General features: G+C 68.4%; 19 protein-coding genes. 18 read left to right on the top strand and 1 reads right to left on the bottom strand.

Annotation, left to right across the window (positions count from 1 at the left end; all coding sequences use genetic code 11):
* The first annotated feature begins 17 nt into the window (after window positions 1-17).
* From AC1DYD_RS15740 to AC1DYD_RS15730, 3 genes are all read left to right on the top strand, one after another.
* Window positions 18-1,106, top strand: coding sequence for an amidohydrolase family protein (locus AC1DYD_RS15740; protein ID WP_478173683.1), 1,089 nt, complete (start codon window positions 18-20; stop codon window positions 1,104-1,106).
* A gap of 13 nt (window positions 1,107-1,119) precedes the next feature.
* A complete protein-coding gene (locus AC1DYD_RS15735) occupies window positions 1,120-2,115 on the top strand; it encodes a DODA-type extradiol aromatic ring-opening family dioxygenase (RefSeq protein ID WP_478173682.1) in 996 nt (331 codons plus the stop codon).
* A 411-nt stretch (window positions 2,116-2,526) separates the two neighbouring features.
* Window positions 2,527-3,198, top strand: a complete 672-nt coding sequence (locus AC1DYD_RS15730; protein WP_478173681.1) for a TetR/AcrR family transcriptional regulator — start codon at window positions 2,527-2,529, stop codon at window positions 3,196-3,198.
* An 11-nt stretch (window positions 3,199-3,209) separates the two neighbouring features.
* On the opposite strand, the gene AC1DYD_RS15725 is transcribed toward AC1DYD_RS15730, so the two are convergent.
* The gene (locus tag AC1DYD_RS15725) at window positions 3,210-3,791 is read right to left on the bottom strand and encodes a nuclear transport factor 2 family protein (protein WP_478173680.1); all 582 of its coding nucleotides are present in this window, start codon (window positions 3,789-3,791) and stop codon (window positions 3,210-3,212) included.
* Window positions 3,792-3,874: 83 nt separating this feature from the next.
* Between AC1DYD_RS15725 and AC1DYD_RS15720 the strand changes: the two genes are divergently transcribed.
* From AC1DYD_RS15720 to AC1DYD_RS15650, 15 genes are read left to right on the top strand one after another with little or no spacing between them, the layout of a single operon-like run.
* Window positions 3,875-4,633 (top strand): SDR family NAD(P)-dependent oxidoreductase, encoded by a 759-nt coding sequence (locus AC1DYD_RS15720; protein WP_478173679.1) that lies wholly within the window; start codon window positions 3,875-3,877, stop codon window positions 4,631-4,633.
* Between the two features lie 13 nt (window positions 4,634-4,646).
* The gene (locus AC1DYD_RS15715) at window positions 4,647-6,767 is read left to right on the top strand and encodes an acetate--CoA ligase family protein (RefSeq protein WP_478173678.1); all 2,121 of its coding nucleotides are present in this window, start codon (window positions 4,647-4,649) and stop codon (window positions 6,765-6,767) included.
* Complete coding sequence (locus AC1DYD_RS15710) at window positions 6,767-7,540, top strand: enoyl-CoA hydratase/isomerase family protein (protein ID WP_478173763.1); 774 nt, start codon at window positions 6,767-6,769, stop codon at window positions 7,538-7,540. The genes AC1DYD_RS15715 and AC1DYD_RS15710 overlap by 1 nt, the downstream gene beginning before the upstream one ends.
* 43 nt (window positions 7,541-7,583) lie before the next feature.
* Window positions 7,584-8,288 (top strand): TetR/AcrR family transcriptional regulator, encoded by a 705-nt coding sequence (locus tag AC1DYD_RS15705; protein WP_478173677.1) that lies wholly within the window; start codon window positions 7,584-7,586, stop codon window positions 8,286-8,288.
* A 3-nt stretch (window positions 8,289-8,291) separates the two neighbouring features.
* Window positions 8,292-9,335 carry a tripartite tricarboxylate transporter substrate binding protein gene (locus tag AC1DYD_RS15700; protein WP_478173676.1) on the top strand — a complete coding sequence of 348 codons (1,044 nt, stop codon included), beginning with the start codon at window positions 8,292-8,294 and terminating at the stop codon, window positions 9,333-9,335.
* 4 nt (window positions 9,336-9,339) lie between these two features.
* Window positions 9,340-10,104 carry an SDR family NAD(P)-dependent oxidoreductase gene (locus AC1DYD_RS15695; RefSeq protein ID WP_478173675.1) on the top strand — a complete coding sequence of 255 codons (765 nt, stop codon included), beginning with the start codon at window positions 9,340-9,342 and terminating at the stop codon, window positions 10,102-10,104.
* Window positions 10,105-10,127: 23 nt separating this feature from the next.
* Window positions 10,128-11,789 carry a long-chain-fatty-acid--CoA ligase gene (locus AC1DYD_RS15690; RefSeq protein ID WP_478173674.1) on the top strand — a complete coding sequence of 554 codons (1,662 nt, stop codon included), beginning with the start codon at window positions 10,128-10,130 and terminating at the stop codon, window positions 11,787-11,789.
* Window positions 11,790-11,827: 38 nt separating this feature from the next.
* Window positions 11,828-14,149, top strand: coding sequence for an acyl-CoA dehydrogenase (locus tag AC1DYD_RS15685; protein WP_478173673.1), 2,322 nt, complete (start codon window positions 11,828-11,830; stop codon window positions 14,147-14,149).
* A 43-nt stretch (window positions 14,150-14,192) separates the two neighbouring features.
* Window positions 14,193-15,425 carry an ABC transporter substrate-binding protein gene (locus AC1DYD_RS15680; protein WP_478173672.1) on the top strand — a complete coding sequence of 411 codons (1,233 nt, stop codon included), beginning with the start codon at window positions 14,193-14,195 and terminating at the stop codon, window positions 15,423-15,425.
* A gap of 23 nt (window positions 15,426-15,448) precedes the next feature.
* Complete coding sequence (locus AC1DYD_RS15675) at window positions 15,449-16,330, top strand: SMP-30/gluconolactonase/LRE family protein (RefSeq protein ID WP_478173671.1); 882 nt, start codon at window positions 15,449-15,451, stop codon at window positions 16,328-16,330.
* The gene (locus AC1DYD_RS15670) at window positions 16,327-17,097 is read left to right on the top strand and encodes an ABC transporter ATP-binding protein (RefSeq protein WP_478173670.1); all 771 of its coding nucleotides are present in this window, start codon (window positions 16,327-16,329) and stop codon (window positions 17,095-17,097) included. Before AC1DYD_RS15675 ends, AC1DYD_RS15670 begins: the two co-directional genes overlap by 4 nt.
* On the top strand, window positions 17,090-17,803 hold the full coding sequence (locus AC1DYD_RS15665; RefSeq protein WP_478173669.1) for an ABC transporter ATP-binding protein: 714 nt from the start codon (window positions 17,090-17,092) through the stop codon (window positions 17,801-17,803). Before AC1DYD_RS15670 ends, AC1DYD_RS15665 begins: the two co-directional genes overlap by 8 nt.
* A gap of 39 nt (window positions 17,804-17,842) precedes the next feature.
* A complete protein-coding gene (locus AC1DYD_RS15660; protein WP_478173668.1) occupies window positions 17,843-18,727 on the top strand; it encodes a branched-chain amino acid ABC transporter permease in 885 nt (294 codons plus the stop codon).
* A gap of 55 nt (window positions 18,728-18,782) precedes the next feature.
* On the top strand, window positions 18,783-19,784 hold the full coding sequence (locus tag AC1DYD_RS15655) for a branched-chain amino acid ABC transporter permease (protein WP_478173762.1): 1,002 nt from the start codon (window positions 18,783-18,785) through the stop codon (window positions 19,782-19,784).
* Between the two features lie 33 nt (window positions 19,785-19,817).
* On the top strand, window positions 19,818-20,588 hold the full coding sequence (locus AC1DYD_RS15650; protein ID WP_478173667.1) for an SDR family NAD(P)-dependent oxidoreductase: 771 nt from the start codon (window positions 19,818-19,820) through the stop codon (window positions 20,586-20,588).
* Window positions 20,589-20,605: the final 17 nt, after the last annotated feature.

Below are 20,605 nucleotides of genomic sequence, written 5' to 3'. Positions count from 1 at the left end.
CCTCACAAGGACCCGCCATGATCATTGATGTCCACGGTCACCTTTGCGCTTCGCCGAAGCTCTATGCCTGGTTCACGCTGCTGCTCGCCAGTCGCGCGACCTATGGAACGCCGCCGCCACCGTTCTCCGACGACGAGATGCTGGCCCTGGCCGAAACACGGCGCAACCTCGACGCCATCGATCTCGCCGGCACGGATGTCCAACTGATCTCTCCGCGGCCCTTCACGATGTTCCATGCGGAAAAGCCCGGCCGCGTGGCGCACCGCTGGAACGAGGGCGTCAACGCCTACATCGCGCAGTTCTGCCGCGTGCTGCCGGACCGCTTCGCGGGGATCTGCGGACTGCCGCAGCCGGCCGGTGAGCCGATCACCACGTCCTTGCCGGAACTGGAGCGCTGTATCAAGGACTACGGCTTCGTCGGCTGCCTGCTCGACCCGGATCCGGGCGAGGGTGACAACCAGACCCCTGCGCTGGGCGACGAGTACTGGTATCCGTTGTACGAAAAGCTCTGCGCGCTGGATGTGCCGGCGCACGTCCACTCGACGGGAAACCAGCACGGGCGCGGAACGTACTCGACGCACTTCATCGATGAAGAGAGCCTGGCCATCCTCTCGCTCCTCAACTCACGCGTTTTTGTCGACTTTCCGAAACTGAAGATCATCATCTCGCACGGCGGCGGCTCCGTGCCCTACCAGGTGGGTCGCTGGCGCGCGGAACGGCTGCATCCCGTCATGGCCAAGACCGTGCACCTGCAGGAATCCTTCGACGAGAGCCTGCGCCGCCTCTACTACGACACCGTCATCCATTCGAAGGACTCGCTGGCGCTCCTGATCAAGCTGGTGGGCAGCGATCGCGTGATCTTCGGCACCGAGAACCCGGGTTCCGGCACGGCGCTCAACCCCGAAACCGGGCGCGCTTTCGACGATATCAAGGCGTTGGTGGAAGAGATCGACTTTCTGACGCCGCAGGACCGCGCCAACATCTACGAGAACAATGCGCGGCGCCTCTTTCCCCGGCTCAAGGCAAAGGGTGGAGCGCCAGCGCAGAAGGGCGACGCCAACAAGTACCTGACCGCCGCCGATGCCCGCAAGGGCATCGGCATGTGACGCCGGGCCATCGATGGCACGCATCGTTCTCGGCATCGGTACCTCGCACAGTCCATTGCTCGTGCTGGGCGGCGCGCAGTGGGAATACCGCTCGCAAGACGACAGGCGGAGCAAGGGGCTGAACACACTGGATGGCCGCATGGTTTCCTACGAGCAGCTCGTGGCGGAGCGCGGCGAGCCCTACTTGAAGCAAAGCGATCCCGCGCGCTTCCCCGAGCTTGCCGCGCGCGCGGAGTCTGCGCTGGACCGACTGGCCGCACAGCTCGAAGCAGCCCATCCCGACGTGGTTCTCGTCGTCGGGGACGACCAGGGCGAGCTCTTCGGGCCCGACAACTTCCCCGCCATGGCGATCTATCGCGGCGCGGAACTGGTCATGAAGGGCGCGGAGCATCTCCAGGGGATGCCGCCGTGGGCAGACTCGAAGTTCTGGGCGGGATACCGCATGGATCTTCCCCACCGCTACCCAGGTGCGCCTGAGCTCGCCCTGCAGTTGATCGAAGGCCTGATCCGCGAGGGCGTGGACGTGACCTCGTGCGACAGCGTTCCGGACCCGGCGCGAAGGGGCTTCGGGCATGCCTTCGGCTTCGTCATCCAGCGGCTCATGAAGGACCTGCCGGTGCCGATGCTGCCAGTGATGCTCAACACCTACTTCCCGCCCAATACGCCGTCTGCCGCGCGCTGCCATGAAGTCGGGCGCAAGCTGGCCGCCGTGCTCGATGGCTTGCCTTCGGATGCGCGGGTTGCGGTTGTCGCGTCCGGCGGCCTGAGCCACTTCATCTGCGAGGAGGCCTTCGATCGCAGGATCGTCAAGGCCCTCCAGGCGCACGACGCCGACACGCTCCGCGCGATTCCGCCAAGCGCGATGCTGTCGGGTTCTTCCGAGATTCGCAATTGGGTGATGGTGGGCGGAATGGTCGAAGCACTTCGCAGCGACTTCACGGAGTACATCCCCGTGCATCGCACGCCGGCGGGTACGGGGATCGGGCTCGCGTTCATGAGCTGGTGCTGACGCAAAGAACGCGGCAGACGTTAGCGCTGGTGCAATGATGCTTTGCGGCCGAGAAGCTCCTGGCGTCGGATCATGCGCAACATGTCCTCGCGTGACATGCCGTAGGTGCCGAACCCGATCGCCGGCAAGGCGCTGCCCACGATCTCAGACCTTCACGAAGTTGGGCCAGTTCCATCTGGGCCGGCTGCGCACTGCGGGCCAAGCCGCGCCCGCGATCTGGAACGCGGTGCTTTCGGCTTGACCGGCGCAACGCGCTCACGAAGTCGTTCGGGCACGCAGAAAAATTGCACCAGAGCCGAGGTGTGAAGGTCCTCGGCAAGCAGGCCGGTTTGAAGCTGATCTGGCGGGCACCGCGGCCCCTTGCCGTCGCGAGGCCATGAAGTATATTCAAGGCCATCAACGAAGGCTTGGATGGCAACTGACAGAGCAGCACGGACGAAGGCGAGCGGTGGCGCCGCGGTCGAGGACCGCCCGACCCAGCTGATCGAGATCGCGTCCCGCCTCTTCGCCACCCATGGCTACGCCGGCACCTCGCTGCGCGACATCGCGCAGCAAGCCAACATCACCAAGGCTGCGCTCTACTACCACTTCCCCAACAAGGAAGCGCTTTACGAGCAGATCGTTGTCGACAACCTCCAGGCCCTGATCGATCGCGTGAGCGACGCGGTAGAGCAGGCCGATGGGGCCACCGAGCAGGTGCGCGCCTTTATGCTCACCGCGGCGGACGTCTTTGCGGAAGCGCCCGACGCCTGGATCGCCGCATCCAATGTCTTCTGGTCCAGCATGGGCCCACAGATCCGCGAAGCCGCGGTCGGCCGCCGAGACAGGTTCGAGAAGCTGCTGCGCGCCTGCATCGCCAAAGGGATTGCCTCGGGCGAGTTTCGCGAGGTCGAGGCGGCGACAGCGGGGCGCTTGTTGCTGTCGACACTCAATCAGATGACACGATGGATCAAGCCGGACGGGCGGCTGAAGCCGCGCCAGGTGATCGAGGAGTATCTCGACATCATCCTGGTCGGGATGAAGGCGCCGGGGGCGGCCAAGGGCGCGAAGGCCGCGGGCCGTCGGGCGGCGGCCAAGCCCTGAGGCGCCTCGCTTCAGAGATTGCTCGCTGACCCGGTGTCGTCCGGGCTGCGCGGGGGCTGCGTGGCCGCCAACAGCGCGTGGACCGGATCGTTGCCCCGCACCCCACCGATCGGCTGCCGCGGACCGAAGCGCTCCGCCTCGGTGCCCTCGGGCGTGCCCAGCGGCCGCACCCAGTCGTACACCACCGTGCGCTGCGCGATGCGCCACTCCTCGCCGCGCTTCTCGAAGCGGTCGAGGTAGCGGCCGGCCAGGAAGACCTCGCGCGCCGTGCCTTGCGCATCGCGGTCGCGCTGCAGCGCCGTGAAGTAGGTCTCCACCGCGGCTTGCGTGCCGCGCAGGGTGATCGACAGATTGGCGACGTTGTGCACCGAACGCTCGCCCTGGGTGCGCAGTTTTTCCAGGGCCCAGTCGATGAAGCCTGTGGCGCTGCCTTGGTAGGGCCCGTGGCGGTCGGTGGCGTCAGGCCAGTAGGCGCTGCGCAGGGCCGCCTCGTCCTGGCGGTCGATGCCGCGGCAATAGCGAAACATGCATTCGCGGATGGCCTCGCGGTCCATCAACGCGACCACGCTGGCGTACATCTGGTGACTATCCATAGGGTATCTCCTGATCTTTAAGGCTATGCGAACTTACTAACCGGCCGGTAGAATTTTCTGCAAATAGAGCACGGAAGACAAGCATGGCTTTACGCATGGAAGGCAAGGTTGCCCTGGTGACAGGCGGCGCACAAGGCATCGGACGTGCCATCTGCGATCGATTCGCCGCCGAAGGCGCGATGGTCGCGGTGCTGGACATCAAGGCCGACAATGCCGAGCGCGCTGCGCAGGCGATCCGCGAGCAGGGCGGGCAGGCCGTGGCCTGCACGGGCAATGTGGCCGAACGAGCCACCTTCGAGTCGGCGGTCGCCACCCTCGAAGGTCTGTACGGCCGGCTCGACGTGCTGGTCAACAACGCCATCTGGGTGCGCTACGGCCCCATCGACGCGATCACGCCCGAGGTGCTCGATCGCATGGTCGGCACCGGCTTCAAGTCGGTGGTCTGGGGCACGCAGGTCGCCGCGGCCTTGATGGCAAAGGGCGGGGGCGGCTCCATCATCAACATCGCCTCGGCCGCCGGCTTCCTCGGCATGCCAAACGGGCTGATCTATTGCGGCGTCAAGGCCGGCGTGCTGGGCCTGACGCGCGCCTCGGCGGTCGAGCTCGGGCCGAAGAAGATTCGGGTCAACGCCATCGCGCCCGGCACCATCATGACCGAGGGCGTGAGCATCAACGTTGACGAAGCCGGCATGGCGAAGCGCATCGCTCGCACGCCGGTAGGGCGCCTGGGTCAGGTCGAGGACATCGCGAATGCCGCCGTGTTCCTGGCGGGCGATGACAGCGGCTTCATGACTGGCGAATCGATGCTGATCGACGGCGGTGTGACCCACGCATTCCTCTGATCAGGCATCGCCCATGCATTCGCTCCATCCTCTCTTCTTTCCGTCGTCGGTGGCGATCATCGGCGCCTCGTCCGACCCCGAGCGCATCGGCGGCCGGCCGCTTCGCTTCCTGGTCGAGGCGGGCTTCGCCGGCGCGTTGTACCCGGTCAACCGCAGCGGCGCCGCCGAGATCCAGGGCCTGCCCGCATTCGCCAGCCTGGCTGACGTGCCCGGCGCGGTGGACCATGCCATCGTCGCGGTGCCCGTGCCGGGGGTCGAGGCCGCGCTGCAGGACTGCGCCCGCAAGGGCGTGAAGGTGGTCCAGGTCTTCACCGCGGGCTTCGCGGAGGCCGATGCCGCGGGTGCCGAGCTGCAGGCCCGGCTGGTGCGCATCTGCCGTGAAGCGGGCATGCGCATGGTCGGCCCGAATGCGCTGGGGCTGCTCAATCCGTCGGCGAAGTTCTTCGCGACTTTCTCCACCGCCCTGAACGGCCTGCGGCCCAAGCCGGGCGTGATCGGCATGGCCACGCAGAGCGGCGCCTTCGGCTCGGCCGCGTACGGCATGGCGACCTTGCGCGGCATCGGGCTCAGCCGTGTGATCGCGACCGGCAACGAGGCCGACGTGGACGTGGCGGAATGCATCGACTACCTGGTCGACGACGTCGACACGCGCGTGATCTGCGCCGCGCTGGAGGCCTGCAAGGACGGTGCGCGACTGCGCGCGGCACTGCGCAAGGCGGCCGCCGCCGGCAAGCCGGTGGTCATCATGAAGATCGGCCGGACCGAGGTCGGCGCGGCCGCTGCCGCAACGCACACCGGTTCCCTGGCGGGCAATGACGCGATCTACGACGCCGTGTTCGCCGAATGCGGCGCGCACCGCGCGGCTTCGATCGAGGAGATGCTCGACATCGCGCACCTGTGCGCCGTCACCGGCCGGTTGCCGGCCAACGAGCGCATCGGCATCATGACCGGCTCGGGCGGCATCGGCATCCTGATGGCAGACGACGCGTCCGAACTCGGCATGGCGCTGCCGCCGCTCACCACCGAGTCGGCCGACGCCCTGCGCGCGCTGCTGCCCTTTGCGGTGCCGGCCAACCCCTACGACACCACCGCGCAGGTGAGCTCGGTGCCCGACGGCGTCGCCCGCGTGCTCGAGGCGATGCTGCTGCCCGGCTCGCCCTTCGGCACCCTGTTCGCCTACCTGGCCCATGTCGGCCTGTCGCCGTCGCGTTTCGCGTCGACGGAGCAGCGCATGATCGAGATACGGGCGGCGCATCCGGACCGGCCGCTGGTGCTGGTGATGCTGTCCGAGCAGGGCGTGACCGAGCGGCTCGAGGCCGCGGGCGTCGCCGTCTTCGCCGATCCGTCCCGCGCCGTGCGGGCGGTCGCCGGTGCTGCGCGCATGGCGAGACTGCGGCGCGCGATGCGCGGCGACAGCGCAGCCGCAAGCGGCTCGCAGCCCCTGCCGCAGGCCGCGACGGAAGCCGAGGCCAAGGCGCTGCTCGGCGCGGCCGGCATCCCCGTGCTGCCCGAGCAGACCTGCACCAGTGCCGAGTCGGCCGCGCGGGCCGCGGACGGCATGGGCTACCCGGTGGTCGCGAAGATCGTCTCCGCCGACATCCCGCACAAGACCGAGGTCGGCGGCGTGCTCGTGGGCCTGGCGGATGCCGGCGCGGTCGCGGCCGCCTACGACACGCTGATGGCCCGTGCGGCCGAGCGTGCGCCGCAGGCCCGCATCGATGGCGTGCTGATCGCGCCGATGGTGCGCGGCGGCGTGGAGACCATCATCGGCGTCCACATGGATCCGGTGTTCGGCCCGATGGTCATGTTCGGCCTCGGCGGCACGGCCGTCGAGCTGTTCAAGGACGTGGCCTTCGCCTCCGCGCCGCTCACGCCCGCGCAGGCGATGTCGCTGGTCGACGCGGTCCGTTCGTCGGCCCTGCTGAAGGGCTGGCGCGGCGGGCCGGCCTGCGACACGCAGGCCCTGGCCGATGCGCTCAGCCGCCTGTCGGAATTCGCGCTGCGCCATGCCGACCAGCTGGCCGGCATCGACATCAACCCCTTCGTCGTCAAGCCCCAGGGAGCCGTGTGCCTGGATGCCCTGATTTCCGTGCGCCAAGCTCCCGTCAACCCCAGCCCGAGAGAACACACATGATGGACCTCAAGACACTCCTTCTGACGATCGAGGACGGCATCGCCGTCGTCACGCTGAACCGCCCGCCGGTCAATGCACAGAACGCCGAGATGCGCGCGGAGATCACGGAAGTGTTCGACACGCTCAGCGACATGGACGAGGTCGCCGCCATCGTGTTGACCGGCACCGGCAAGCTGTTCTCGGCCGGCGCCGACATCCGCGAGCGGCCCAACCTGGCGGCCACGCCAGGCGCCTATGGCCGCCACAACCGGCTGGTGCGCGAGTCGTACTACGCGGTGGTCGAATGCGCCAAGCCCGTGATCGCCGCCATCAACGGCGCCGCGCTCGGCGCGGGCTTCGGCCTGGTGATGGGATCGGACATCTGGGTCGCCTCGGAGGACGCCTATGTCGCGATGCCCGAGATCAACGTCGGCCTGGCCGGCGGCGTCACCTTCCTGCAGAAGTTCTTCAGCCAGTCGCGCGCGCGCCGCATGTTCTATACGGGCATGCAGGTGTCGGCGCAGGAGCTGTACCGGCTCGGCCTGGTGGAAGCCTGCGTGCCGGCCGCCGAGCTGATGCCCTATGCGATGGGCATCGCGCGCGAGATCGCATCCAAGAGCCCGATCGCGGTGCGCCTGGCCAAGGAAGCCGCACGCATGACGCTGACGATGCCGCCGCGCGACGCCTATCGCTACGAGCAGGGCAACACGGTGGCGCTGTCGAAGACCGAAGACACCAAGGAAGCACAGCGGGCCTTCTTCGAGAAGCGCAAGCCGGTCTTCACCGGACGCTGAGCCAGGCACTTCGTCCACATTCCACCGTTCCCCTCGCATCGCCATGTCCCAACGCCGAACCGCTTCATCGCCACCCGCCCGCGCGGGCGCGGCCGGCGCGCCGGACACGCGCGAGAACCAGTTGCTGGCCATCGCGCGCCGCCTGTTCGCGCGCGACGGCTACGAGCGCACCTCGATGCGGGACATCGCGGAAGCCGCGGACATCACCAAGGCCGCGCTGTACTACTACTTCCCGAACAAGGAGGCGCTGTACGAGCGGGTGGTGCTGGAGTCGATGCAATCCCTGGTGGACGACGTCTCCGCGGCCGTGGACGCAGAGAACTCGCCGACGGCGCGCATCCGCGCCTTCATGCAATCCTCGGCGGACGTCTTCGACCTGGCGCGCGATCGGTGGATCGCCGGCTCGCGGGCCTTCCGCGAAGGCGGCAGCGGAGGCCAGCACCTGGCCGCGATCGCGCTGCGCGACCGCTACGAGAGCCTGTTGCGGCAATGTATCGCCGAAGGCATCGCCAGCGGCGAGGTGCGCGCGATCGATCCCGCCATCGCGGGCCGATTCCTGCTCTCCGGCCTGAACCAGATGACCAACTGGCACCGGCCCGATGGCCGCCTGGGTGTCACCGAGGTGATGCAGCAGTTCCTGGATATGGCGCTGAACGGCTTGCTCGTCGAAGCGCGTCCGGCAGAAGCGGCAGACGCCAGGCCGCGCAACGCCCGGGGCCCGCGCGCGGCCCGTCCAGCCAAGGCCTGACCCATGAGAACCATGCTTTCCACCTTCTTCGCCTTCGTCACTGACCGGCCGGCAAGTCATCTCAGGCGCCGGGCTGTGGCGACCGCACTGGGGGCCGCGGCCGCGCTGGCCGCGGCGACCGCGCTGCCGGCGATGGCGCAGACCCCGCCGTTTCCCGGCGGACCCGTCACGCTGATCGTGCCCTATGCGGCGGGCGGCCTCACCGACAACCTGGCCCGCGCCCTGGGCCAGCGCCTGGCCGAGCGCTGGGGCCAGCCGGTGATCGTGGACAACCGCGCGGGCGGCGGAACGGTCATCGGCACGGCGGCCGCGGCCCGTGCGCCGGCGGACGGCAAGACCCTGCTGGTGACCAGCTTCGGCTTCACCACCAACCCGTTCATGATGGCCAACCTGCCCTACAAGCAGAGCGCGCTGGAGCCGCTGGCGATGATCGCCGTCGCGCCCGCCATCCTGTTCGTGCATCCCTCGGTGCCGGCCGACGACGTGCCGTCGCTGGTGAAGTACATCAGGACCTCGGGCAAGCCCTTCAGCTTCGCTTCGTCGGGCAACGGCTCGAGCCCGCACATCGGTGCCGAACTCTTCGCCTCGCAGATCGGCGTCAGCATCGTCCACGTGCCCTACCGCGGCAACGGGCCGGGCCTGAACGACCTGATCGGCGGCCAGGTGCAGGCCATGTTCGATTCGAAGGCTGCGCTGTCCTTCGTCAAGGCCGGCAAGCTCAAGGCGCTCGGCATCAGCTCGCTGAAGCCGTCGACCTTGGCACCCGATCTCAAGCCGATCGCGCAATCGGGCGTGCCCGAGTTGGCCAACTTCGCGACCGCGAGCTGGTTCGGCGTGCTGGTGCCCGAGGGCACGCCGAAGCCGATCCAGAACCGGCTCTACGCCGACATCCGGGCGGTGCTGGACACGCCGGACATGCGCGAGGCCATCGACCGCGCGGGCGTCGAGCCGCTGCCCATGACCCAGGCCGAATTCGCCGCCTACCTGAAGTCGGAAGCGGAACGCTGGGGCCCGGTGATCCGGGACAAGAACATCAAGTCGGATTGAGACCATGCAAGCACACGCACCCCTGGCGCTCGCCGACCTGAAGGTCGAGGGTCGCCTCAACGGCCGGCGCATTCTCGTCACCGGCGCTGCCTCCGGTATCGGCCGCTCGGTGGCGGAGCTCTTCCTGCGCGCCGGGGCGTGCGTCGCGGCACTGGACCGGCACCGGCCGACCGATCTGCCCGGCGAGGCGCTCTGCCTCGAAGCCGACGTGACCGATCACTACGCCGTGGAACGCGCGGTGGCCCAGGCCGTCGATGCCTTCGGCGGCCTCGACGGCCTCGTCAACGCCGCTGGCATCGCCAACACCGACTGGGCCGACCAGGTGAGCCTGGCGGACTGGAAACGCGTGCTGGAGGTGAACCTCACCGGCAGCTTCATCGTCTGCCGCGCCTGCCTGCCGCACCTGCGCGGGGCGGGCGCGGGCACCATCGTCAACTTCGCGTCGGGCCAGGGCCTGGCGCCCTTCAAGCAGCGCAGCGCCTACGCGGCCTCGAAGGCCGGCGTGATCTCGCTCACCCGCTCGCTCGCGATGGAATGGGCGCCGCAGGTTCGCGTCAACACCGTCTGCCCCGGCGCCGTCGATACGCCGATGGTGCGCGGCGGCTACAGCCCCGAGGAACTGCGCGAGCAGGTCGGCCCGCGCTACGCGCTGGGCCGCATCGGCGAGCCGCACGAGATCGCGCTGGCCGCGCTCTACCTGAGCAGCGCCGAATCCTCCTTCGTCACCGGCATTGTGCTGGCGGTCGACGGCGGGCGCAGCTACCACTAGATGAATCGGACCAAGGAGACTTCATGAACGGCCTGATGCAACAGCATCCCCTGCTGCTGTCCGGACTCATCGACCATGCCGCGGCCTTCCATGGCGAGCGCGAGATCGTCAGCCACATGCCGGACGGCAGCACCCACCGCAGCAACTGGCGCGAAGTGCAAGAGCGCGCGAAGCGCCTGGCCAATGCGCTGGCGCGCCTGGGCGTCGGCGCGGGCGACCGGGTCGCCACGCTGGCCTGGAACACGCACCGCCACCTGGAGCTGTACTTCGGCGTTTCGGGCATGCAGGCCATCCTGCACACGGTCAACCCGCGACTCTTTCCGGAGCAGATCGCCTACATCGTCAACCATGCCGAGGACGGCTATGTCTTCTTCGACAACAGCTTCGCCGCGACGCTGGCCGAACTGGCGCCCCAGCTGGGCCGCGTGAAGGGCTTCGTCGCGCTCTGCGAGCGTTCGCAGATGCCGGATGTGAAGCTGCCCAATCTGCTGTGCTACGAGGAATTGCTGGCCGACGCTTCACCTGATTTCGATTGGCCGGTGTTCGACGAGAACACCGCCTCGTCGCTCTGCTACACCTCGGGTACCACCGGCAACCCGAAGGGCGTGCTGTACAGCCACCGCTCGACGGTGCTGCATTCCTTCACCGCGTGCACGGCCGACGGCCTGGCCATGTCTGCGCGCGACAGCGTGCTGCTGGTGGTGCCGCTCTTCCATGTCAACGCCTGGGGAGTACCCTATGCGGGCGCGATGTGCGGCGCCAAGCTGGTGCTGCCCGGCCCGCATCTGTCGGGCGAAAACATCTATCGCCTGCTGCGGGAGGAGCGCTGCAATTTCTCGCTGGGTGTGCCCACCGTGTGGCTGGGCCTGTTCGACTACGTCGAGCGCAACCGCGCCTCGCTCGACCTGTCGGAGATTGCACTCAAACGGCTGATCGTCGGTGGCTCGGCGGCGCCGCGCGCCATGATCCAGAAGTTCGAGGAGCTCTTCGGCGCCTACGTGATCCATGCCTGGGGCATGTCCGAGACCAGTCCGCTCGCGACCATCGGCACGCTGCTCGACAAACACAGCGACCTGGCGCTGCCGCAGCGCTACGACGTGCAGGCGAAGCAGGGCCGCGCGATCTACGGCGTGGAGATCGAGATCTTCGGCGAGGACGGCCGGCCGCTGCCGCACGACGGCAAGGCCTTCGGCGACCTGAAGGCGCGTGGGCCCTGGGTTGCTTCGGGCTACTACCGCGCCGACGGCGACGCGACCGATGCCGCGGGCTGGTTTCCGACCGGCGACGTCGCCACGCTCGACGCCCACGGCTTCGTGCAGATCACCGACCGTTCGAAGGACGTCATCAAATCCGGCGGCGAATGGATCTCGTCCATCGACCTCGAGAACGCCGCCGTGGGGCATCCCGGCGTGCAGGAGGCCGCCGTGATCGGCGTGGCGCACTCGCGCTGGCAGGAGCGCCCGCTGCTCCTGATCGTGCCCAAGCCCGACACGCAGCCCACGCGCGACGACATCCTGGCCTTCATGTCAGACAAGGTCGCCAAGTGGTGGATGCCCGACGACGTGGTCTTCGTGGATGCGCTTCCCCATACCGCCACGGGCAAGTTGCAGAAGCTCAAGTTGCGCGAACAGTTCAGATTTCACCAGCTTCCGACCGACGTGGGCCCCAGCGGCCCCGCCGAATGAGGCGCGCGCCCTCCGCGCAGCACCAAGGCTCCCCACCCATGATCCATCTCGACGAAACCCAGACGATGCTGCGCGACAGCGTGCAGGCATTCCATGAGAGGCACCCGGCCCCCGCACGCGTGCGACGCCTCCGAGACCAGGCCATCCCCTTCGACCGAAGCGTCTGGCGCGACATGGCAGAGGCGGGCTGGAGCGGGGTGCTGGTCCCCGAATCGCTCGGCGGCCACGGTCTGGGCGCGGCGGAGGCGATGCTGATCGCCAGCGAACTGGGACGCGGCCTGGCACCGGAGCCCTATGTCGCCTGCGGCTTGATGGTGGTGCAGGCGCTCGTGCCGCTCGCCACCGGCTCGGCGCCGGCCCGTGCGCTGCTCGAGCAGGTGCTGGCCGGCCGGACGCTGGCGGCGCTGGCCTGGCAGGAAGCCGCCGGCGCGCTGGACATCGACGAGGTCCGGATGCGCGCCGTCCGCAGGGGCGAGGGCTGGCAGCTGGAAGGGGCGGTCAAGTGCTTCGTGCCGCTGGCCGACGCTGCCGACGGCTTCCTCGTCTACGCGCTGGAGGACGGCGCTCCGGCGCTGTTCTGGATCACGCAGCCCGCCGCGATCCGCACGACCCGCACCGTCGATGGATTGAACTTCGGCGAAGTGGATGTCGCGGGCCTTGCGCTGCCGGCCGAGGCCCGGCTCGCGAGCGGCCCGGCGGTGCGCGAGGCCGTCTCACAGGCCATCGAGCTGGCGCGGTTGGCCAGCGCCTTCGAACTCGTGGGAGTGGCCGAGCGCGCGCTGGACGCCACGGTGGCCTACACCTCGCAGCGGGTCCAGTTCGGCAAGCCCATCGCGTCGTTCCAGGCGCTGCAGCACCGCATGGTCGACATGTGGATGCATTGCCAGCTGGCGCGCGCCTCGGCCGAGAACGCACTGCTGGACTGGGCGCGCCCGGCCGACGAGTCGACGCGCATCCAGTCGGTGCGCGCGGCGCGTGCCCGCGCCGGCGCCACGGCCCTGCTGGTCGGGAAGAGCGCGATCCAGCTGCACGGGGGCATGGGCATCGCCGACGAGACCGACATCGGCCTGTGCCTGAAGCGGGCGCTGGCGCTGTCGGCCTGGCTCGGCAATCCGCTGTGGCAGCGCACCCGGTTCCTGGACCAGTTGATGAAGAGCGGCCGCGTGCGCCAGTCCGACAACTCGCCCCTGGTGGTGCCCGAGGACGTCGACGTGGCCGAGCTTCCCGACGACGAGTTCCGTCGCGTGCTGGCGACCTGGATCGCCGCCAACTACCCGCCCGAGAAGCGCTTCATGAAGAAGCGCGCCTACTACGCCGACATCTCCGACTGGTACCAGGCGTTGTCGAAAAAGGGTTGGCTCGCACCCGCCTGGCCCAAGACGGCCGGCGGCATGGGCCTGTCGGCGACCAAGCAGGTGATCTACGCCGAGGAGATCGCACGCCATGGCTGCGCGCGCATTCCGGATCACGGCCTCGCCATCGGCAAGCTCCTGCTGATGCACGGCACGCCCGCTCAGATCGACTACCACCTGCCGCGCGTGCTGAGCGGCGAGATCATGTGGTGCCAGGGCTATTCCGAACCCAACGCGGGCTCCGACCTGGCCAGCCTGCGCACGCGCGCCGAGCGTGACGGCGATGTCCTGGTGGTCAATGGCCAGAAGACCTGGACCACGCTGGGTCCGGGGGCGGACTGGATGTTCGCGCTGGTGCGCACCAGCAAGGTCGACGGCGCCAAGCAGCGCGGCATCACCTTCCTGCTGATCGACCTCAAGACGCCGGGCGTGAAGGTGCGGCCCATCGTCAACCTCAAGGGAGAGGGCGAGTTCAGCGAAGTCTTCTTCGACAACGTCCGCGTGCCGGTCTCGAACGTCGTGGGCCGCATCGACGACGGCTGGAGCGTCGCCAACTCCTTCCTTCGCGAGGAGCGCATCTTCTTCGGAACGCCTCGCCAGTGCGAATATGCACTGGCCCAGCTCGACCGGCTGGCCGAGGCCACGAAGGCACTCGCGACGGGCGACTTCCGCGACCGCTATGCGCAGCTCGTGCTCGATGTGCGCGATCTCAAGGCCGCGTTCGAGCTCTTCATGGGGCGACTGCGCGGCGGCGAAGAACTCGGGCCGGAGGTGTCCTACCTCAAGGTCTGGGGCACCGAGACCTACCAGCGCATCACGGACGAACTCGTGCAGCTCGCGGGCGACCACGGCGGCCAGATCGACGACGTGGTCATCGGCGGCATCGCGGCCGACGTGATGAACCAGTACCTGGACTCGCGCATGCCCGCCATCTTCGGCGGGTCGAACGAGATCCAGCGCAACATCCTCGCCAAGCAAATCCTGGCGCTGCCTTCGGGCCGCGCCTGATACCCCGGCCAAGCTTTCACCAACGACAGCAGGAGACACAGAAATGAAGAACTTTCGGCACTCCATCGCGGCCTTGCGTGCCGTGCTCGCCACGGCCGGCCTGGCCGCGATCGCCGGCCTGACGCATGCCCAGATCTCGGATGACATGGTGCGCATCGGCCTCATGGGCGATCTGAGCGGTCCGTATTCCGGCAACGGCGGACCCGGCTCCGTGCTCGCCGCCAAGATGGCCATCGAGGACTTCGGCGGCAAGGTCAACGGCAAGCCGGTCGAGCTGCTCACGATGGACGACCAGAACAAGCCCGACGTCGGTCTGAACGCCGCGCGCAAGTGGCTGGAGGCGGACAAGGTGGACGCGATCGTCGGCGGCTCGGCCTCGTCGATCGCGCTGGGCGTGCAGACCCTGATGAAGGAAAAGCAGAAGCCCTACCTGATCGCCGGCACCGTCACCTCCGACCTCACCGGCAAGGCCTGCTCGCCGATGGCCTTCCAGTTCCTGGTCGACACCTACTCGCTGCCCAAGGCCGGCGTGCAGACGCTGATCGACAAGGGCATCAAGACCTTCTTCTTCGTGACGGTGGACTACGCCTTCGGCGCGGCGCTGCAGACCGAGGCCACGCGCTTCATCGAGCAGGCGGGCGGCAAGGTGGTGGGTTCGGTCAAGCATCCGCTGGGCACCACCGACTTCTCGTCGTACCTGCTGCAGGCGCAGTCGAGCGGCGCCAAGGCGATCGTGATCCTGAACGCGGGGCTGGACCTGTCCAACTCGCTCAAGCAGGCGGCCGAGTTCCGCATCACCAAGGGCGGCCAGAGCGTGAGCGTGTTCGGCATGACGATCAACAGCGTCGCCGCGATGGGCCTGGAGACCGCGCAGGGCCTGAACATCACGGTGCCCTTCTACTGGGACCGCGACGAAGCCTCGCGGGCCTGGAGCAAGCGCTTCATGGAACGCAACAACGGGGTGGTGCCGACCTACATCATGGCGGGCGTCTACAGCGCCGTGACGCATTACCTCAAGAGCGTGCAGGCGGCGGGCACCGACGCCGGCCCGGCGGTGGTGGCGAAGATGAAGGCCACGCCGGTGAACGACTTCATGTCCAAGGACGTGAAGATCCGTGAGGACGGCCAGGTGATGCGCCCGGTCTATCCGGTCGAAGTGAAGAGCCCCGCGCAGTCCAAGGGCAAGAACGACTTCTACACGGTGGGCGCCGCCATCCCCGCCGAGCAGGTGTTCCGTCCGCTGTCCGAAGGCGGCTGCGATTTCGTCAAGAAGTAAGCACGACTGGGGCGGGGTGCCACATGAGCGTACGACACGAGATCATCGGCGACACGCGCGACAGGCTGGGCGAGTGTCCGCTGTGGGACGCACGCGACCAGTCGCTGTACTGGGTCGATTCCAAGGCCAGGCTGGTGCGGCGCATGTCGGAGGGCCGGTACAGCGAATGGGCCACGCCGAGTGACGTGGGCTCGATCGCGCTGACGCGCAGCGGCCGGCTGGTACTGGCGCTCGAGGACGGCTTCCACCTGATGGACCTGTCCACGGGCGCGGTGCGGCGGCTGGCGGAGGTGCGGCACAAGGGCCCGGCCATGCGCATGAACGACGGCCGCACCGACCGCCAGGGCCGCTTCGTCGCCGGCTCGATGGTGATGGGCCGGCACGACACCGATGGCGGCTACTACCGATTGGAGGCCGACGGCAGCGCGACGCCGCTCTTCGACGGCATCGCGCTGGCCAATGCCACCTGCTTCAGCCCCGACGGGCGCCGGCTCTATCACGCCGACAGCCTGAGCGGCAACGTCAGCGTGGTCGACTACGACCCGGCCACCGGGGCGGTCGGACCGCGCCGCACGCTCTTCAGCACCCAGGCGCACGGCTCGGCGCCCGACGGTGCCACGGTGGATGCCGAAGGTTGTCTGTGGATCGCGCTGGTCCAGTGCGGCAAGCTGGGCCGCTTCCAGCCCGACGGCACGCTGCTCGCGCTGCTCGACGTGCCGACGCCGTTCCCGACCTGCCCCTGCTTCGGCGGGCCGGACCTGGACGTGCTCTACCTGACCAGCATCCGCAACACCGGCAACCTGCTGCGCAGCGACCATCCGGATGCGGGCGCGCTGTTCGCCTTCCACGGGCTGGGCGTGCGCGGCCTGCCCGAGGTGCTCTTCGACGACCGGAGCCTCGCATGACGAACCCGGTGCGCGCCAGCGACTGCATCCTTCGCACCGAAGGGCTCAGCAAGGAGTTCCTCGGCTTCCATGCCGTGAAGAACGTGTCGCTGAACATCCGGCGCCACAGCATCCATGCCCTGATCGGCCCCAACGGCGCCGGCAAGACCACCTGCTTCAACCTGCTGACCGCCTTCATCCCGGCCAGCGCCGGGCGCATCTACTACAACGGGCACGACATCACGAAGAGCGACCCGGCCAGCGTCGCGATCGGCGGCATGGTGCGCTCCTTCCAGATCTCGGCGGTGTTCGGCCAGATGAGCGTGCTGGACAACGTGCGCGTGGCGCTGCAGCGCAAGGCCGGCGGCACCTTCGCCTTCTGGCGCAGCGCGCGGGTGCTGGAGCGCTTCACCGGGCGGGCGCGCGAGCTGCTGGCCGCGGTCAACCTCGAGCCCTATGCGGACCATGCCGCCGCCGACCTGTCGTACGGCCGCAAGCGCGCGCTGGAGCTGGCGACCACGCTGGCGCTGGAGCCCGAACTGATCCTGCTCGACGAGCCGATCGCCGGCCTGGGCCACGAGGACATCGGGCCCGTGACGCGCCTGATCGCGCAGGTCGCCAGGGACCGGACCGTGCTGATGGTGGAACACAACATGAAGGTGGTGGCCGAGTTGTGCGACCGCATCACGGTGCTGCAGGCCGGCGAGGTGCTGGCCGAAGGCAGCTACGACGAAGTCTCGAACGACGCGCGCGTGCGCGAAGCCTACGTGGGAGGCGCCCATGCCTGAGCTGAACGTGCCCTGCCTGGAGGTGCGCGGCCTCACCGGCTTCTACGGCGAGACGCAGGCGCTGCACGGCATCGATTTCGTGGTGCAGCCGGGCGAGGCGGTCTGCCTGCTCGGGCGCAACGGTGCCGGCAAGACCACCACGCTGCGCGCAGTGGTGGGCCTGCTGACAAAGCGCCGGGGCCACATCGCGATCAACGGCCGTCCTACCCAGGGAATGGCGCCCGAGGACATCGCCCGCCTGGGCGTCGCCTACTGTCCCGAGGAGCGCGGCATCTTCGCGAGCCTGGACGTGGAGGAGAACCTGCTGCTGCCCCCGGTGCTGATGCCCGGCGGCATGACGATCGATGAGATCTACACGCTCTTCCCCAATCTCAAGTTGCGTCGCAAGAGCCCCGGCACGCGGCTCTCGGGCGGCGAACAGCAGATGCTGGCGATCGCCCGCATCCTGCGCACCGGCGCCAAGCTGCTGCTGCTGGACGAACCCACCGAAGGCCTGGCACCGGTGATCATCGAGAAGATCGGCGAGGCCATCGGCATCCTGCGCCAGCGCGGCTTCACGATCCTGATGGTGGAGCAGAACTTCCGTTTTGCTTCGCGTGTCGGCGACCGCTTCTATGTGATCGAGGAAGGCAGGGTCGCCGAGCATTTCGACCGCCAGACGCTGGCCAGCGACCACGCGCGGATCGAGGCGCTGCTCGGCGTCTGACGCGAATCGACAAGAGAAGACGGAACAAAGAGACATCCTATGCCGGACACCTTGTTTGGATTCCCACTGGCCGCCGTCGCCGGCCAGGTGCTGGTGGGCATGATCAACGGCTCGCTCTATGCGTTGATGAGCCTGGGCCTGGCGATCATCTTCGGGCTGCTGCGCGTGGTGAACTTCGCGCACGGCGCGCAGTACATGCTCGGCGCCTTCGTCGCCTGGGGCCTGCTGGAGTACCTGGGCCTGAACTACTGGTGGGCGCTGGTGCTGGCGCCGCTGGTGGTCGGCCTGAGCGGCGTCGCGCTGGAGCGCACCCTGCTGCGCCGGCTCTATCACGTCGACCATGTCTACGCGCTGCTGCTGACCTTCGGCTTCGCGCTGATCCTCGAAGGCGTGTTCCGCTACAAGTTCGGCGCCACGGGCCAGCCCTATCCGAACCCGATCGCGGGCGGGCTGGACACGCCGATGGCCTTCTTCCCGTGGTATCGGCTGTGGGTGATCGTCGCGTCCATGGGCATGTGCATCCTGACCTGGTTCGTCATCGAGCGGACCCAACTCGGCTCCTACCTGCGCGCCGCCACCGAGAACCCGAATCTGGTGCGGACATTCGGCGTGCGCGTACCGCGCATGCTGATGCTGACCTACGGCCTGGGCGTCGCGCTGGCCGGCTTCAGCGGCGTGATGGCGGCGCCGATCTACCAGGTCAATCCGCTCATGGGCTCCCAGCTGATCATCGTCGTGTTCGCGGTGGTCGTGATCGGCGGCATGGGCTCGATCATGGGCGCGATCGTGGCCGGCTTCGGGCTGGGCGTGATCGAAGGCATCACCAAGCTGGTGTACCCGGACGGCGCCGGGATGGTGGTGTTCGTGGTGATGCTGATCGTGCTTGCCGTGCGTCCGCAGGGCCTTTTCGGCAGCTTGCGCTGAACCGGTAGAAGGAGACAATGTGACCGCAACCCCCTCGTTCTTCGAGCGTCACTGGATGGCCCTGCTGGTCGCCGCCGCGCTTGTGCTGCTGCTGGCGCCGTTCGTGGCGTATCCCATCTTCCTGATGAAGCTGATGTGCTTCGCGCTGCTCGCGGCCTCACTGAACCTGATGGTCGGCTACGTCGGGCTGCTGTCTTTCGGACATGCGATGTTCTTCGGCTCGGCCGGCTACGCGACGGCGCATGCCGTCAAGGTCTGGGGCTTCGATCCCGCGCTGGGCGTGCTCTTCGGGGTGGCCGTGGCGGCGGCGATCGGCGCCACCACGGGCGTGCTGGCGATCCGTCGCGCCGGCATCGCCTTCTCGATGATCACGCTGGCCTGCGCGCAGCTGGTCTATTTCATCGCGCTGCGCTCACCCTTCACGGGCGGCGAGGATGGCATCCAGAACGTGCCGCGCGGAAAGCTGCTCGGCCTGTTGAGCCTGCAGGACAACCTCACGCTCTACTACGTGGTCATGGTCACGGTGGTGGCCGCCTTCTGGCTGATCTGGCGCGTGGTGCATTCGCCCTTCGGCCAGGTGCTGACTGCGATCCGCGACAACGAGCCGCGTGCCATCTCGCTGGGCTACCGGGTCCATCGCTACAAGCTGCTGGCCTTCACGCTCTCCGCCGCGTTGGCCGGACTGGCCGGCGGCATGAAGAGCATCGTGTTCCAGATCGCCACGCTCACCGACGTGAGCTGGGTCACCTCGGGCGAAGCCCTGCTGATGGGCATCGTCGGAGGCCTGCAGACGATGCTCGGCCCGGTGGTGGGCGCCATGGTGGTCGTGACCATGGCCAACCAGCTGTCCGCCTTTGCGGAGGCGGTGCTGATCGTCCAAGGCGCCGTCTTCGTGGTGGTGGTCATGCTCTTCCGCCGGGGCATCGTCGGCGAGATCAATGCCTTCCTGGCCCGGCGCGCGAGACTCGGCGCGCCCCCCGAGGCGTCCGCGATGCCTCCCCGGACCTCGCGCGCCGGCCCGCCCACTTCCGCAACGGCGCCCGAGGGGACCCCATGACCCTGTTTGTCGCCACACGCACCGGAGCTGTCCATGTCTGAGCGTCCCGACGTCCTCCTGTTGCATGGCCGGCTCGCCCTCGTGACCGGCGCCGCCGGCGGCATCGGCCGCGCCATTGCCATTCGCTACGCGCGAGCCGGCGCCCGCGTGGTGCTGGCCGATCTGCGCGCCGAGGATTGCGAGGCCGCCGTGCGCGAGATCGTCGAAGCGGGTGGCAGCGCCTGGGCCTTCGCGCTCGACATCACCGACGTGCCGGCCTGCGCCGAGCTGGCCGAACGGATCGGACGCGAGATCGGTGCGGTGGACGTGCTGGTCAACAACGCCGGCATTCTCCTGCGCGAAGGCATCGACACGCCCGACGCCCATCGCAAGATCCGCCGCGTGTTCGATGTCAACGTGCTGGGCGGCTTCAACGTGCTGCATGCCTTCCTGCCCGCGCTGCGCCAGACCCGGGGTTGCGTCATCAACATTGCCTCGGGCGCGGCGTTCATCGCGCAGGCCGGCTGCATCGGTTACTCGGGCTCCAAGGGCGCCGTGAAGATGCTGACGCAGTCGATGGCGGTCGACCTCGCGCCGGATGGCATCCGCGTCAACGCGATCGCACCCGGCGTGATCGAGACGGCGATGACCGATGCCACCCGTGCCGATCCGCAGCGTCTGCAGGGCTTCCTGCGCCGCACGCCGCTGGGCCGCGTCGGCCGGCCCGAAGAGATCGCCGAGCCGGCGCTGTTCCTGGCCTCGGCGATGGCCAGCTACATCACCGGCGTCACCTTGCCGGTGGATGGCGGCGTGCTTGCCGCATGACGGGAGAAGCGATGGCC

It is taken from the genome of Variovorax sp. P4_B11, from assembly GCF_056402355.1.
This window is presented reverse-complemented; position numbering and strand designations above follow the sequence as displayed.